Annotated in this window: 12 protein-coding genes, 2 tRNA genes and 1 pseudogene; 7 read left to right on the top strand and 8 right to left on the bottom strand. The window is 40.1% G+C overall.

Going from position 1 to position 13,400, the window contains the following annotated elements:
* Window positions 1-51 precede the first annotated feature (51 nt).
* Window positions 52-471 carry a GFA family protein gene (locus GBI66_RS11875; RefSeq protein WP_151716240.1) on the bottom strand — a complete coding sequence of 140 codons (420 nt, stop codon included), beginning with the start codon at window positions 469-471 and terminating at the stop codon, window positions 52-54.
* Between the two features lie 181 nt (window positions 472-652).
* Between GBI66_RS11875 and GBI66_RS11870 the strand changes: the two genes are divergently transcribed.
* A complete protein-coding gene (locus GBI66_RS11870) occupies window positions 653-1,090 on the top strand; it encodes a PaaI family thioesterase (RefSeq protein ID WP_005202437.1) in 438 nt (145 codons plus the stop codon).
* A gap of 36 nt (window positions 1,091-1,126) precedes the next feature.
* On the opposite strand, the gene GBI66_RS11865 is transcribed toward GBI66_RS11870, so the two are convergent.
* Window positions 1,127-1,558, bottom strand: a complete 432-nt coding sequence (locus GBI66_RS11865) for a hypothetical protein (RefSeq protein WP_151716239.1) — start codon at window positions 1,556-1,558, stop codon at window positions 1,127-1,129.
* Window positions 1,559-1,794: 236 nt separating this feature from the next.
* On the opposite strand from GBI66_RS11865, the gene GBI66_RS11860 reads away from it, so the two are divergent.
* The 4 genes from GBI66_RS11860 to GBI66_RS11845 all read left to right on the top strand — a co-directional run bounded on the left by GBI66_RS11860 (window position 1,795) and on the right by GBI66_RS11845 (window position 3,018).
* Window positions 1,795-1,870, top strand: a tRNA-Asn gene (locus GBI66_RS11860).
* A gap of 179 nt (window positions 1,871-2,049) precedes the next feature.
* The gene (locus GBI66_RS11855; protein WP_005183810.1) at window positions 2,050-2,358 is read left to right on the top strand and encodes a hypothetical protein; all 309 of its coding nucleotides are present in this window, start codon (window positions 2,050-2,052) and stop codon (window positions 2,356-2,358) included.
* An 85-nt stretch (window positions 2,359-2,443) separates the two neighbouring features.
* Window positions 2,444-2,519 (top strand) — tRNA-Asn (locus GBI66_RS11850).
* A gap of 58 nt (window positions 2,520-2,577) precedes the next feature.
* A complete protein-coding gene (locus GBI66_RS11845) occupies window positions 2,578-3,018 on the top strand; it encodes a DUF2726 domain-containing protein (protein ID WP_032858108.1) in 441 nt (146 codons plus the stop codon).
* Between the two features lie 19 nt (window positions 3,019-3,037).
* On the opposite strand, the gene GBI66_RS11840 is transcribed toward GBI66_RS11845, so the two are convergent.
* The 5 genes from GBI66_RS11840 to glnA form a co-directional block, all read right to left on the bottom strand.
* On the bottom strand, window positions 3,038-3,244 hold the full coding sequence (locus tag GBI66_RS11840) for a hypothetical protein (RefSeq protein ID WP_005145387.1): 207 nt from the start codon (window positions 3,242-3,244) through the stop codon (window positions 3,038-3,040).
* Between the two features lie 94 nt (window positions 3,245-3,338).
* On the bottom strand, window positions 3,339-4,601 hold the full coding sequence (locus GBI66_RS11835; protein WP_151716284.1) for a S9 family peptidase: 1,263 nt from the start codon (window positions 4,599-4,601) through the stop codon (window positions 3,339-3,341).
* A gap of 109 nt (window positions 4,602-4,710) precedes the next feature.
* Window positions 4,711-5,592, bottom strand: a complete 882-nt coding sequence (ubiA, locus tag GBI66_RS11830; protein ID WP_005183825.1) for a 4-hydroxybenzoate octaprenyltransferase — start codon at window positions 5,590-5,592, stop codon at window positions 4,711-4,713.
* Between the two features lie 15 nt (window positions 5,593-5,607).
* A complete protein-coding gene (locus GBI66_RS11825; RefSeq protein WP_151716238.1) occupies window positions 5,608-6,099 on the bottom strand; it encodes a chorismate lyase in 492 nt (163 codons plus the stop codon).
* A 123-nt stretch (window positions 6,100-6,222) separates the two neighbouring features.
* On the bottom strand, window positions 6,223-7,638 hold the full coding sequence (gene glnA, locus GBI66_RS11820; protein WP_171067166.1) for a type I glutamate--ammonia ligase: 1,416 nt from the start codon (window positions 7,636-7,638) through the stop codon (window positions 6,223-6,225).
* Window positions 7,639-8,261: 623 nt separating this feature from the next.
* Between glnA and GBI66_RS11815 the strand changes: the two genes are divergently transcribed.
* Both GBI66_RS11815 and GBI66_RS11810 read left to right on the top strand, forming a co-directional pair.
* Window positions 8,262-8,846: an aminodeoxychorismate/anthranilate synthase component II gene (locus tag GBI66_RS11815; protein WP_151716237.1), complete on the top strand. Its 585-nt coding sequence runs from the start codon at window positions 8,262-8,264 to the stop codon at window positions 8,844-8,846.
* A 355-nt stretch (window positions 8,847-9,201) separates the two neighbouring features.
* Complete coding sequence (locus tag GBI66_RS11810; protein ID WP_151716236.1) at window positions 9,202-10,566, top strand: L-cystine transporter; 1,365 nt, start codon at window positions 9,202-9,204, stop codon at window positions 10,564-10,566.
* A gap of 59 nt (window positions 10,567-10,625) precedes the next feature.
* Here the strand turns inward: GBI66_RS11810 and GBI66_RS11805 are convergent.
* A pseudogene (locus GBI66_RS11805) lies at window positions 10,626-13,398 on the bottom strand (M1 family metallopeptidase).
* Window positions 13,399-13,400 lie beyond the last annotated feature (2 nt).

The following is a 13,400-nucleotide window of genomic DNA, read 5'->3' as shown; positions in this document are numbered from 1 at the left end:
TATCTCTTAAATTAAAATCTTCAATACAATTAGAATTTCCTACAAGCTATACTATTCCGCAGATTCACCACTAAAAAGTGCGACGACCTCCGCTTCTGTCATCTTCTTGGTCAAATTTTGAAAAGCATAAAACTCAGGCTTACAATCAATATAAATTTCCAAATCGAGATTCAGATCTTTTGGTGACTCATTCAATGCAAATGCATTGATATTGCAATAATTCTGATCTTTAGTCCGCCAAAACAAATTGGTACCACAGGCATTACAGAATCCTCGCTCACCCCAAGCCGATGAGTTATAAACAGAGAGATAATCTTGTTTTAAAAATTTTAAGCTGCCCTGTTTGACATCAATCGTCATAATCACACCACTGGTCTGTCGACGACAAATCGAGCAGTGACAGGCATGCACTTCATGATTACTTAATTCGACTTCAAATGTGGTTTCACCACAAACACACTGTCCTTTCATTATAAATTTACCTTTTATTCAAAATTGTTATTTATGAATTATCGTTAGCATAAAACAAAGCAAGCATGCTGCAATCAATAATTTGTAAAACATGATATTGATCGATGAACTGTATTGACAGCCTCTAATGGAAAGACTACGTTATACACAAGTTCCTTTTTAGAACTATATAGGAAAAAATATGAAACACCCGAAAGAAATGAATGGACTTGAGTTTTTAACCGCGATGTGTGAAGGGAAAATTCCACCTGCCAGTATTAGTGAAACTATTCCGATGCAACCTGTCGAAGTTGCAGAAGGATTTATCAAATTTGAAGTTCAAGCAGATCAACGTCACCTTAATCCCTTAGGTGGAGTACATGGGGGCTTTGCTGCAACCGTACTTGATTCAGTGACAGGCTGTGCTGTTCATACGCTTTTAGAAGCAGGCGTCGGTTATGGCACTATTGATCTAAATATTAAAATGTGTCGCCCTATTCCTAAGAATCAAAAACTCACAGCGATAGGCAGCATGATCAATATCAGTAAAAATTTAGGTATTTCCGAAGGTAAGATTGTCGATGCAGATGGCAAACTTTATGCCCATGCAACAGCAACCTGCATGATCATTCGCCCATAAGCACAAATTAAGCAAATGGGCTATTTCATCATAGCCCTATGCAATGGCCTTATTCGCTTGAAAGTTTTTTGGTCGAATACATAAATGACTGAATACTGCGTATTGCCAAATGCTTTTCACTTGTACTGAAACAACCTTTTGCTCTGCCACAGACCAAGCCAAAGCAGTGTTTGCGCCTAAAAATAATTCACCACCAAGTTGAAATAAATATAAAGGTGTGTGTTCATCAACAGTCAATGTATTTTTTTGTGTGAGTAGATCTTTAGCCGTTTGAATTTTCCACTTATTACCAAACCATAATTGCAGTAAATCCCCCAGATACAAGGCTTGTTGCTTAAACGGAAAAGTATTTATAAATGAATGTTCAACTGGCGTGTAATATTGCGCTGAATCTTGAATAATTTCGAGATAATGCTCTTGATAAAAAGACAAATTTGAAAAAATAGATTGAATATTTAGAATAGTCATTTCGACCTCCAGTTTAGCCATTTTAGTGCTGGCAAGTAGGGTTAAATCCACACTGTTTAGATAAATATCTAAACGCTCTTTCTGATTCGAATCTAGCAATAGCCTGTTCAAAGTTCAAGTTATTTTTCCTACTTTATCGTAATTGTGCAAATAAAAAGCATACGATGCAAAAATGAAAGAAACATGACAGTTTTATCTTGACCAATTTTAAAAGCTGCCTATAATGGCACTCAGATTCTCCCATAGCTCAGTCGGTAGAGCGACGGACTGTTAATCCGCAGGTCCCTGGTTCGAGCCCAGGTGGGAGAGCCAAGATTCTAAAAAGCCCAGATCGCTGATCTGGGCTTTTTATTTTAAATAAACAAAATACCCTTATAACGACAATTACGATTATTTTGTTCATTTCATGTTGAGTATCGTATAAATTTCGCCCTACCTTATTATTTTAACTATAAGATAAAACTTAATGATGTTGTTAAGGAAAACACATAATGAAAAAACTTCTATTCTGTTTAATCGTCTTTTGTAGTCCAGCAATGGCCGCCCAAACCACTTGGTATGCTGGTTCCTCTTATAAGGGCACGGTGACTGTACCAATTGAAAATGGACCCAATGTCGTCTGGAAATGTAATGGTCGTGTCTGTAGCATGTCTGGCCCTTGGGGCAATGCACTCTCCTTGGATTCTTGTCAGAGTCTGGTCTTACGTATCGGTAAGATTAGTTATTATAAAAACTCAGCAGGTGCAATCTGGAATGCCCGCTCTACTGAATTGGCACAATGTAATCAAGTTGCACGTTAATACACAACATTTTGGTTAAGCGATTATTATTCATACTGATTTTACTTGACGGACTGACATTTAAGCCCTAAAATTCGCTCCAGATTCTCCCATAGCTCAGTCGGTAGAGCGACGGACTGTTAATCCGCAGGTCCCTGGTTCGAGCCCAGGTGGGAGAGCCAAGATTCTAAAAACCCACTCTTAATTGAGTGGGTTTTTTATTTGCTCTTTGATAAATACATGTTTGAATCGAATCACTTCTTATTTCTAACGATTGGTTTTATTAGTACAGCTATCTTGCTTTTTAGCTGTATACGCCCTTTCTTTCCCAAACAAAAATTCTTTGCTCGACCTGTCATCACATCATTTGAATCAAGAATGTTTGTACGATTACAACAGGCCTTTCCACAGCATCATGTACTTGCGCAGGTAGCCTTTAGTGCATTGATTACCAGTGATCATTACAAGATCCGCAGTAAGTTTAATCGCAAGGTGACAGACTTTGTGGTTTTAGATCAGCAGATGAATGTTTTGGCGATTATTGAGTTAGATGACCCAAGCCATTTAGGTAAAGAATTAGAAGATAAAAAGCGCGATCAGATGTTGCAAGAAGCAGGCTATCAAGTACAGCGTTATACGGAGATTCCATCTATAAAACAGCTACAGATGGATCTTCGATAGTCAGCTAATTTAAGAAAGATTACTCCGTCTTTGCCGATTGTTCAGCATTTTTCTGCTGTTCAAATTTCTTTGCCATTTCGGCGCGTTGCTGGTCATATTTTTTCTTGGTTTGTGCATCACTTTTGGCAGCAACAAAGGCCATACCGACAATAAAAATTGGAATCAACAATCCCAAACTCATTAATAACCAAGGGATTGACTTTTTCTCAACAGGTGGCTGGCTCATAAGTGATTTAAACTCAAATTGCATGGCTTTAAACAGTGCAACAATATAACAAAAAAGAGCCTCTATAAAGAGACTCTTTTTTAAAAGCAAATTTTTATTGCGCTGGCATATTTTGCTTAATAAATTGTACCAATTCCCCACTCTCATTTGCTGCGAGAATCGCTCCAGTGTGTGAACCATTAACTACTGGATTAGTTGCGCTTGGAACAATATCAATTGGAATGATCTTCACATCCGTTCCAGCCTTATACATAGCTTGGTACATTGCATTAGTAATCACATAAGGTACATTCGTATCGTATACACCCTGCACAATTAAAATCGGTTTATCCAGCTTTTTGGTAGTTGGTTGACTATAATCTGTTAAGAATTTTTGAATAGTTGTATCATTCTTAAACTCCACCTTATCGATACCATCGTACTCCGAAACTTTAGCAGCAGGATTATTCACAATATAATTTTGAATATCTTGCTTATAAGCCTCTACAATTTGGCCTAAGCATTCCGTTTTCGCCAAAGACGATATTTCTTTTGCTTTCGCACTTCCAAACATTCGTTGATAGTTGAATGTCGGTTCATAGGAAGTAATCCCTACCCCTGTTAGCGCAGCATACGATAATAAAGTTGCATATGTATCGATTGCTGCTGGCTGTGGCAAGGTGTCAATCGCCTGAGGAGCAACTTCTAAAATAATTTTATCTAAACTAGATGCAGGAGCGCCTGCGATAGCCCCCTTAAATGTCACATCATTATTCGCATATTCAGCAATCCCTAATGATGCTTGCCCGCCTTGTGATTGGCCTACGGACATCCATGAACCATGTAATTGATCCGCATAATGTTCTTTTGCCGCTTTAACAGCATACTGCGCTGAACGCGCCTCACTTGGAATATGCAAATAAGGGTGTTCACCTTCGCCCCCCAGCCCTTCATAATCTGGTGCAACAATCACATACCCCTGCTCTAACAAATTTTTTGCAGTATAATTCTTAAAATTAGAATTTAATGGAGTATTAGTCGGGGCACATTTATCTGCCACCCCTAATGTACCATGCGCCCAAACAATCACACGATAGCCGTCTTTTGGCTTTGGAATTTTAGGAAAAAATACTAGGGCAGAAGTTTCAACCATCTTACCAAGTACATTTGGCATTTTATAGTTCATGACTTTGATTGAGCTAGCAGCACTTAAATCAGCTAAGCCCTCTGACTCATAACTATAAGAGGTCTCCGAAACAAAAGACTTATTGTCCTGATCAACTCCGTGATTTGAACCGTTGTCGTCGTCATTACATGCGGTTAAAAATAATGCAGAAATAGAGAATGTCATTGCCAACGCAATTTTAGACCGTTTCATAAAATATCCTTTTAGTCCTTGTTTTATTTTAAGCATGAAACTACATGCCACATTATTAAGGCATAAAAAAAGTGCTCTGCATAGAACACTTTTCAACTATTCAGTCAGTTTAAAATATTAATTCTAAAAAAATTCCAATGAAAATAATCAGCCCTACCCAACGATTGTGACGGAATGCCCAGAAACAAATTTGCGGATCACGATCTTTGGTTTTAAACGCCTGATAAGCAAAATCAGCAGCGACAATTAACAGTGCAGCCAATCCAAATGGCAATAACAGATTTTCCAAATATAGAGCCCCACCGATGAGGAGCAAACTTAAAATCTGGAGTAAACCAATAATCTGTATATCGTAACGACCAAATAAAATTGCTGTCGATTTCACCCCAATTTTCAAATCATATTCACGATCTGTAATTGCATACTGAGTATCATAAGCCACAGTCCATGCCAAATTACCAAAATATAAAAGCCAGCAAGTTAAATCTAAAGGCTTACCCATTGCGGTAAAAGACATAGGAATTCCCCATGAAAAGGCCATACCCAAAACCACTTGTGGCAAATGCGTATAACGCTTCATAAAAGGATAAATAAATGCCAGTACTAAACCTGCTAGGGCACAATAAAACGTCGCGATCGGTAGAAAGAATAAAGTACATGCACTTGCAGCAACCAACCCCAGAAAAACATAGACCGCTTCTCGTGGACGAATAATACCAGTGGCTAATGGACGTGTTTTAGTACGCTCTACATGAGCATCTACTTTACGATCAGCAAAGTCATTAATCGCACAGCCAGCCGCACGCATAAAAATCGTACCCAAAACCATCGCAATGAGAATCTGCAATGGTGGTAAACCTCCAGCCGCAATCCATAACGCCCACATTGTCGGCCAAAAAACCAGCTCTGTACCTACAGGCTTATCAAAACGGCATAAATAGTAATAGGCCTCTAAACGCTGCCGCCAAGTTGTGTGTTGCACTGTTTCCATGATGAATCCTTAGAGTCAATGCTGTCGAATAAATTGTTCAAATGCAGGTAGAAATGTTTCTTGCACAATAAACTTACAACCATGCCATGTATAGCAACTCTGACGCGTCCAGCCTTCTTCGAGAAGAATCACTCTACGTTCACAAGCAGGATTGGTTCGTTGAAATAAAAACCAGCCAATCGGTTTATTACGGATATGCCGAAACAAGCGTGCTTTTTTTTGCATACTCAAAATCGGGAAAATACTTTTTGCTTTGACCCATGCCTGCTCTTCACTGCCATAAAGAAGGGTTTCACGCACCCAACCAATATGATGAGGTGGCATCTCCATCCACTGACTATCTGCAAAGGTTAAACGTTGATAATGTTCTTTCAATCTTTCAACATGAAACTGACCGTGACCTAAATCGGTTAATTGTTGAGTAAGCGAACCAGATGCATACAACCATTTTTTTAAATCAATCGGGATTTCTTTGCCCTTTATTCTGTTTGGTCGTAAATTTCGCATGCTTGGCTCACTAAAAACATCGCGATTAGTGTACATGAATTTCTTGGTAAAAACGTATGACTTTCAATTGAATCAAAAACATAAAAAAAGCTCGCCGAAGCGAGCTTTTTTGAATTGGATGTATTACAAGCTGTAGTACATATCAAATTCAACTGGGTGAGTTGTCGTGTTAAGACGACGTACATCTTCAGTTTTAAGTTCGATATATGCATCAAGCATTTCTTTGGTGAATACACCACCTTTCAACAGGAACTCATGGTCATTTTGAAGAGCTTCAAGTGCCATATCCAAGCTGTGAGCAACTGTTGGGATTTTTGCTTCTTCTTCAGGAGGAAGATCGTACAAGTTCTTATCAGCAGCTTCACCTGGGTGAATCTTGTTTTGGATACCATCGATACCCGCCATCAACAATGCCGCGAAACCTAAGTACGGGTTCATCATTGGATCTGGGAAGCGTGCTTCAATACGCTTGCCTTTAGGGCTAGAAACGTAAGGAATACGGATAGATGCAGAACGGTTACGGGCTGAGTAAGCAAGCATAATTGGTGCTTCGAAGTGAGGAACCAAACGCTTGTACGAGTTCGTAGAAGGGTTTGTGATCGCGTTTAATGCACGAGCATGCTTGATCACACCACCGATAAAGAATAATGCCATTTCTGATAAACCAGCATATTCATCACCAGCAAACAAGTTCTTGCCATCTTTAGAGATTGACATATGAACGTGCATACCAGAACCGTTATCACCTACCATTGGTTTAGGCATAAATGTTGCTGTTTTAGCATATTGATGCGCAACGTTCCAAACTGCATATTTGAACTGTTGAACTTCGTCCGCTTTGCGAACTAAAGTATTGAAGCTCACACCAATTTCTAATTGGCAAGATGCAACTTCGTGGTGATGTACTTCTACACGACCAGGACCCATGATATCTTCGATTTTTGCACACATTTCAGCACGCATATCTTGTGAAGAATCAACAGGAGGAACTGGGAAGTAACCGCCTTTAACACGTGGACGGTGACCAGAGTTACCCGCTTCGTAGTCTTTACCAGTTGACCATGCAGCTTCTTCAGCGATCAATGTATGACGCGCGCCAGACATGTCGATATCCCATTTTACTTCGTCAAAAACGAAGAATTCTGGTTCTGGACCAAAGAATGCAGTATCACCGATACCTGTAGATTTTAAATATTCTTCAGCACGACGAGCAATCGAACGAGGGTCACGCTCGTAACCTTGACCAGTAGATGGCTCAATTACGTCACAAGTCACAACAACTGTAGGCTCAGCAAAGAACGGGTCAAGAAAACCTGTTTCAGCATCCGGACGTAAGATCATGTCAGACGCTTCGATGCCTTTCCAACCAGCGATTGAAGAACCATCAAACATTTTACCGTCTTCAAATGAATCTTCATCAATCGTGTCAGCTGGGTAAGTTACGTGTTGCTCTTTACCCTTAGTATCAGTAAAGCGAAAATCGACCCATTTTGCGCCACTTTCTTTGATGAGTTGAAGGACCTTGTTCGCCATGCTCATTTGCTCCAATGAAATTTCTATGCACCTGTTAAGTGCGTGTTAGTTGTTGATATCTAATTAGCAATTATCATACCAACAATTTTAAAGCATACCTAAAACATTGAAATTCTTTGCAGAAAAAATGCTTTAAGCTCCATGTCCTATGTCTACTATAATGCTTATATCCAAAAATGCACCATATTCACACATTCCTATTTTGGGGTGTCCCTAAAAAAGACAAAATGAACCAAAATAGTGCAATACATATAACAAAGAACCAATGTAGTGCCAATTACGCTATTATTCTTAGCATAAATTGGCTTTTTATATCATTCTTTTCAAGATCATTCCAATCAATTCATTTAGACTTTAGATTCACTTTCTTGTTTTTTCACCAAGCCTTTCAATTACAAAAATTTATTCTCGATTAAGAGCGTATTTTAAACCAAGAATATCGAGCAGATTCCACCCCACGCCTTGTTTCAAAATTTTCCACATTAATGATCGGTTTTGATATGATGATTTCCCGCTATCGCTAGAATAATCCTTCTTCTATTAAAGATAGATGAAATCGTATAGCGTTCAGATCGGTTTATCGAACTCAATAGCACAATTAAGTGCATATTTTTCAAAAGGTTATAATCATGCTTCTAATGATTGACAATTATGACTCATTTACTTACAACATCGTTCAATACTTTGGCGAGTTGAATCAAGAAGTAAAAGTTGTTCGTAATGATCAAGTAACATTAGAGGATATTGAACGATGGCAGCCAAAATATCTGGTGATTGGCCCGGGTCCTTGCTCACCAAGTGAAGCAGGTATCTCTATTCCAGCCATCAATCACTTTGCTGGCAAAATTCCTTTGCTTGGCGTTTGCTTAGGTCACCAAGCGATTGGACAAGCCTTTGGTGGCAATATCATTCGCGCTAAAACAGTGATGCATGGCCGCCTATCCGATATGCACCATAGCGACAAAGGGATTTTTAGCAACTTGCCGTCGCCTTTTGCAGCTACACGTTACCATTCACTGGTGATTGAACAGGAAACTTTGCCTGAATGCTTAGAAGTTACCTGCTGGACCAATCAAACAGAGGGTACGATTGAAGAAATTATGGGTGTCAAACATAAAACACTTCCTGTGGAAGGTGTGCAATTCCACCCTGAGTCTATTTTGAGTGAACACGGCCATCAAATTTTCAAAAACTTCTTGGATATTTATGCTTAATCTCAAGATTTACCAATACTAAGCATCTAAACAGCCTATTTTTATAAGTAGGCTGTTTTTATTTTGAACATATAAAAACAATATACAACTCATACATACTGCACAAGTTTTCAGCATTAAAATTAATCTGAAAACTTACACTTAAAAACAAGTCATTCTTTTTCAATAATTAATCCACTTTTCACACGTTATAAAAAGTAAGTTCAATCCTCAATTTCTGTTTTGTCTGATTGCATTTTACTTTTTTAGATTAACTATAGTCATAGGAATGATTAAGTTTCAGGGCGGCTGGATGATAGAATCTAAGTCATTGTTTTTAGCATTCCCCCTGAATGATCTATCAGGATAACCTATTGTGAATACCTTGGTTTTATTGAATATTATTGTTTTCGTCCTGCTCATGGCAGGATTGTTTTTTAGCTACCGTAAAGATTGGAGTCTCTCCAAAAAAGTTCTGATCGGTATGATCGTAGGTATCTTTTTTGGTTTGGCCCTTAAAGCGATCTATGGTGACAACCCTGTTATTGAGCATTCAATTGCATGGATTAACCTTGTCGGTAATGGTTATGTACAACTATTACAAATGGTGATCATGCCTCTGATTTTTATTTCAATTTTAAGTGCAGTGGTGAAGTTACATCAAACCACTTCTCTTGGAAAAATCAGTGTACTCGTGATTGGTATCTTGTTAGTGACCACGGCTATTGCCGCACTTGTCGGTGCAGGCATCACCAATTTATTCGGCTTAACGGCTGAGGGACTGGTACAAGGCACCAAAGAAGCAGCGCGTCTAGCAACCATCCAAAGTCAATACATTGGGCAAGTAACAGATTTAGATGTTCCAAAGCTCTTACTTTCACTATTCCCTCAGAACCCATTTGCTGATTTAACCGGTGTTCGTCCAACAGCGATCATCAGTGTCGTGATTTTCTCTGCATTTTTAGGTGTGGCAGCACTTAAACTGATGGATAAAGACACTGTCAATGGAGAAAGAATTAGACACGGGATTGAAGCACTGCAAGCCTTGGTGATTAGTCTTGTCCGTTTAGTGATGCAATTTACGCCTTATGGTGTATTGGCATTGATGACCAAAATGGTGGCAACAGCAAATGTAGCCGACATCGTTAAATTAGGTGAGTTCCTTGTTGCATCTTATCTTGGGCTTGCAATCATGTTCCTCGTACATGCACTGATTTTGCTGTTTGTACGTGTCAATCCAATCGACTTTTTCAAGAAAGTTTTTCCTGTTTTAACTTTTGCATTTACCAGTCGTTCAAGTGCAGCCAGTATTCCACTCAATATCGAAGCACAAACCAAGCAATTGGGTGTACCTGAAGGGATTGCCAGTTTTTCGGCTTCATTTGGTGCAACCATTGGTCAAAATGGTTGTGCAGGTTTATACCCTGCGATGCTGGCAGTCATGGTTGCGCCAACGGTTGGTATCAACCCGCTTGATCCATTGTGGATTGCCCAATTGGTTGTGGTGGTGACCCTGAGTTCAATTGGTGTTGCAGGCGTTGGTGGCGGTGCAACCTTTGCTGCTTTAATCGTCCTCCCAGCCATGGGCTTACCGATTACTTTAGTTGCGCTATTGATTTCAATTGAGCCATTGATTGATATGGGACGTACTGCTTTAAACGTCAACGGTTCGATGACTGCAGGCACAGCGACCAGTCAATTACTCGGTGTTAGAAATCCTCAACCCGATAATGATGCTTAAAACACACTGAAAATAAAAAAGCCAACGCATGATCGTTGGCTTTTTTATAACTGAATAAATTACAACTTCAACTGTTGCACAAGCGAACCATCTTGCTTCGCAACTAAGGATTCACACAGTTGGATACGTTCCTTGGTTTGATTTAAACCACGCTCAACCCCAACCAGCTCTTTGGTTCTCGGTGCAAAGAAAGCATTCAATTGCGTCGCTTCTTGTTGTGTACAAGCTGCACCACTAAACAATGCGGGGAAACGTCCTGCAGAAGACTTACCTAAACGATCAAACACCGCATCGTGATTGGCCTTAAACCATGACCAAAGTCCGCCTTGTTCACCGCTATAACTATTGATTGAGTTAATCACGGTACGTACTTCACCGACTTTCACACGTGGGTCTAAAACTAACTGACGTGCCTGCTGGCGTGTTTCCACCTGATTGGCTGAACCTAAGGCAGTGAGAATCGCCAAACGTTGGGTCGGTTGCGTGATGTGTTGTAACTCCCCCACTAAACGATCAAAGGTAGGCTGCCCTTTTTCTTGCACTCGTACAGCTAAAATCGTTGGTAAAAGCTCGGGGGTTAATGTTGCAAAATTCAATTGCTTTTGAGCGAATAGAGCGTCGGATTGTTTTAACAATTGCTCACGCACTTCTGGCACCTGAATTTCCAATGCAAGAAATTGGGCTAACTCACTCCGCCACAAGCTATCCTCAGCAGACTCACCGGCTTTGCTCGCATAACCTAATTGATTCAATTTAGGTAGATACAAATTCGCGAGCACTTTTCTAAAATGCTCACGTTCTGCCTCAGTCTTCAACACATGGCGCTGGATTGTACTGAGCTGCTGAAACAGTGCGGTACTAATCTGTCGGCTATTCGAGTTCGCAAACTTCTTCGCCACATCCACCACCGCCAGCAGGTTAATATCACCATGGTTAAATGCCGCTGATACAGCATAGGCATAGGCCAATTGTTCAGTATTAGAGAGTTTTTCTGTAGCGGCAGTCAGACGAGCAAGTTCTGGTTCAGGCAAACTAAATTGGTAATAGCCTGCTGCATCTGCATTTGGAATATACCAACTGTTAATACGTGCACCTTTGAGTTCAATTTTGGCTTCCGCTTGATCAACCAGTTCACATTGGACTTTACTCGCTGCATTTGGAACTTCGTAACGTACGCATAGTGGTACTCCCCAAAGACTGTTGGCATCGCCTTTAGAACCAACGGGTAAATAGCGTGTTTGTTTCACATTCAAAAAGACTTTATTACCTTGTTGCTGTAACGAGGTGCTCAGCAAAGGTACGCCTGGTTGATCAATAAAACTTTTCACCGCTTTGCTAAAACGCTCAGCTTGACCAGACTGTTCTGCGAGGGAGCTGATTAGATCATTGGCTGTAGCACTGCCATATTGGTGCTTATTTATGTAATTACGCACCCCTTGCTTGAATTTTTCCTCACCTAAATAGCTTTCAAACATATTTAAAACAGCTGCGCCTTTTTGGTAGGTAATGCCATCAAAAGCGGTTTGAATATCCGCATTACTTAAAATTGGCTGACGAATACGGCGTACACTGACCAAGCTATCGCTTTTCATTGCACCTGCTGTATCGACGACGCGTTCTAAGTCAGCATTAAATTCAGGATGTAATTGTTGGGTAATTTTACTTTGCATCCACGTAGCAAAGGATTCATTCAACCATAGATCGTCCCACCACGGCATGGTCACCACATCCCCAAACCATTGATGCGCCAACTCGTGTGCATTGACATTAAATGAACTCTGTACAAATGACACTGGAGAGTCTTTATCCAGCAGCATCAAATAATCTCTGAATGTGATCAGTCCAGGATTCTCCATCGCACCCGCTGCAAAGTCAGGTGCAGCAAGCAAATCCAGCTTGTCGAATGGATATCCGAATGCAAAATAATCTTCTAATGTTTTTAAAATCGCAGGGGTTTCCGATAAAGCATGCTGCATTTTTTCAGCCTTACCATCGGGTGCAAGACCTCGTAATTTGATCGCCTGTTTACGCCACTCAGTCGCACCAATATCAGGACCTTGTTGTACTTGCCAAGGACCAACTGCCAGTGCCAATAGATAGGTTGGTAGCGGTTTGGTCGGTGCAAAGCTTAAAGTTTTCCACCCCGATTTTTCGGCCTGCTCAGAGACTTGATTGGTATTGGCAAAACCAGAATATTTGCTTGGTATGGTTAATCGAATATTAAAGGGGGTTTTAAAGCGCGGCTCATCAAATGATGGAAAAGATTGACGTGCGCTGATCGCCTCCATTTGGGTCATGACATAAGGTTTACCCTCAAACTCAATTTTATAAATACCATCCAGTTGCTGATCATAATCAGCATTGAAATCCAATACTAAGCGGTATTGCCCTGCTGGTAGTGTCTGGGCAAATTTAATCAGACTGACACCATCGACTTCCGAAGCTTGCTCATATTTGGCCGTGGTTTTCTGCCCAGTTGCGGATAGGATGTTGGCGTCTTTTACCGATAAAGATTTACCATGAATCCAAACATGATCGGTTGCTTGAGTCAGTTTTAAATGGATTGTGGTTTTACCCGTATAACTTTTTTGTGCAGGATCAATTTTAAAGTCTAAATCATAAGATTCAGGTATGGCCCATTCAGGTAATTTGCCGATTGGAATTTGTTCATTGCTATTTGATGCAAAAATCTGTATTGCAGATAATGAAAGTAATGTTGTAAGTAGCAATTGTTTTTTAAATGAAGGTTTGACCAACATAGGAGATCTGTCCTCTGTAGTTTTTAAAATAAAAAGACACAGCAAATGGTGTACCACTTCGCTGCATCCACACAT

Origin of the sequence: Acinetobacter sp. TUM15071, assembly GCF_008980925.1 — a bacterium.
Lineage (GTDB): Bacteria > Pseudomonadota > Gammaproteobacteria > Pseudomonadales > Moraxellaceae > Acinetobacter > Acinetobacter dispersus.
The sequence above is the reverse complement of the archived record's forward strand: the minus strand, read 5'-3'. Positions and strand labels throughout refer to the sequence as shown.

Bases quoted from the DNA above. Each gene is read 5' to 3' on its own strand.
- GBI66_RS11875 (WP_151716240.1), bottom strand. From the start codon at position 471: ATGAAAGGACAGTGTGTTTGTGGTGAAACCACATTTGAAGTCGAATTA.
- GBI66_RS11870 (WP_005202437.1), top strand. From the start codon at position 653: ATGAAACACCCGAAAGAAATGAATGGACTTGAGTTTTTAACCGCGATG.
- GBI66_RS11865 (WP_151716239.1), bottom strand. From the start codon at position 1,558: ATGACTATTCTAAATATTCAATCTATTTTTTCAAATTTGTCTTTTTAT.
- GBI66_RS11855 (WP_005183810.1), top strand. From the start codon at position 2,050: ATGAAAAAACTTCTATTCTGTTTAATCGTCTTTTGTAGTCCAGCAATG.
- GBI66_RS11845 (WP_032858108.1), top strand. From the start codon at position 2,578: ATGTTTGAATCGAATCACTTCTTATTTCTAACGATTGGTTTTATTAGT.
- GBI66_RS11840 (WP_005145387.1), bottom strand. From the start codon at position 3,244: ATGAGCCAGCCACCTGTTGAGAAAAAGTCAATCCCTTGGTTATTAATG.
- GBI66_RS11835 (WP_151716284.1), bottom strand. From the start codon at position 4,601: ATGAAACGGTCTAAAATTGCGTTGGCAATGACATTCTCTATTTCTGCA.
- ubiA (WP_005183825.1), bottom strand. From the start codon at position 5,592: ATGGAAACAGTGCAACACACAACTTGGCGGCAGCGTTTAGAGGCCTAT.
- GBI66_RS11825 (WP_151716238.1), bottom strand. From the start codon at position 6,099: ATGCGAAATTTACGACCAAACAGAATAAAGGGCAAAGAAATCCCGATT.
- glnA (WP_171067166.1), bottom strand. From the start codon at position 7,638: ATGAGCATGGCGAACAAGGTCCTTCAACTCATCAAAGAAAGTGGCGCA.
- GBI66_RS11815 (WP_151716237.1), top strand. From the start codon at position 8,262: ATGCTTCTAATGATTGACAATTATGACTCATTTACTTACAACATCGTT.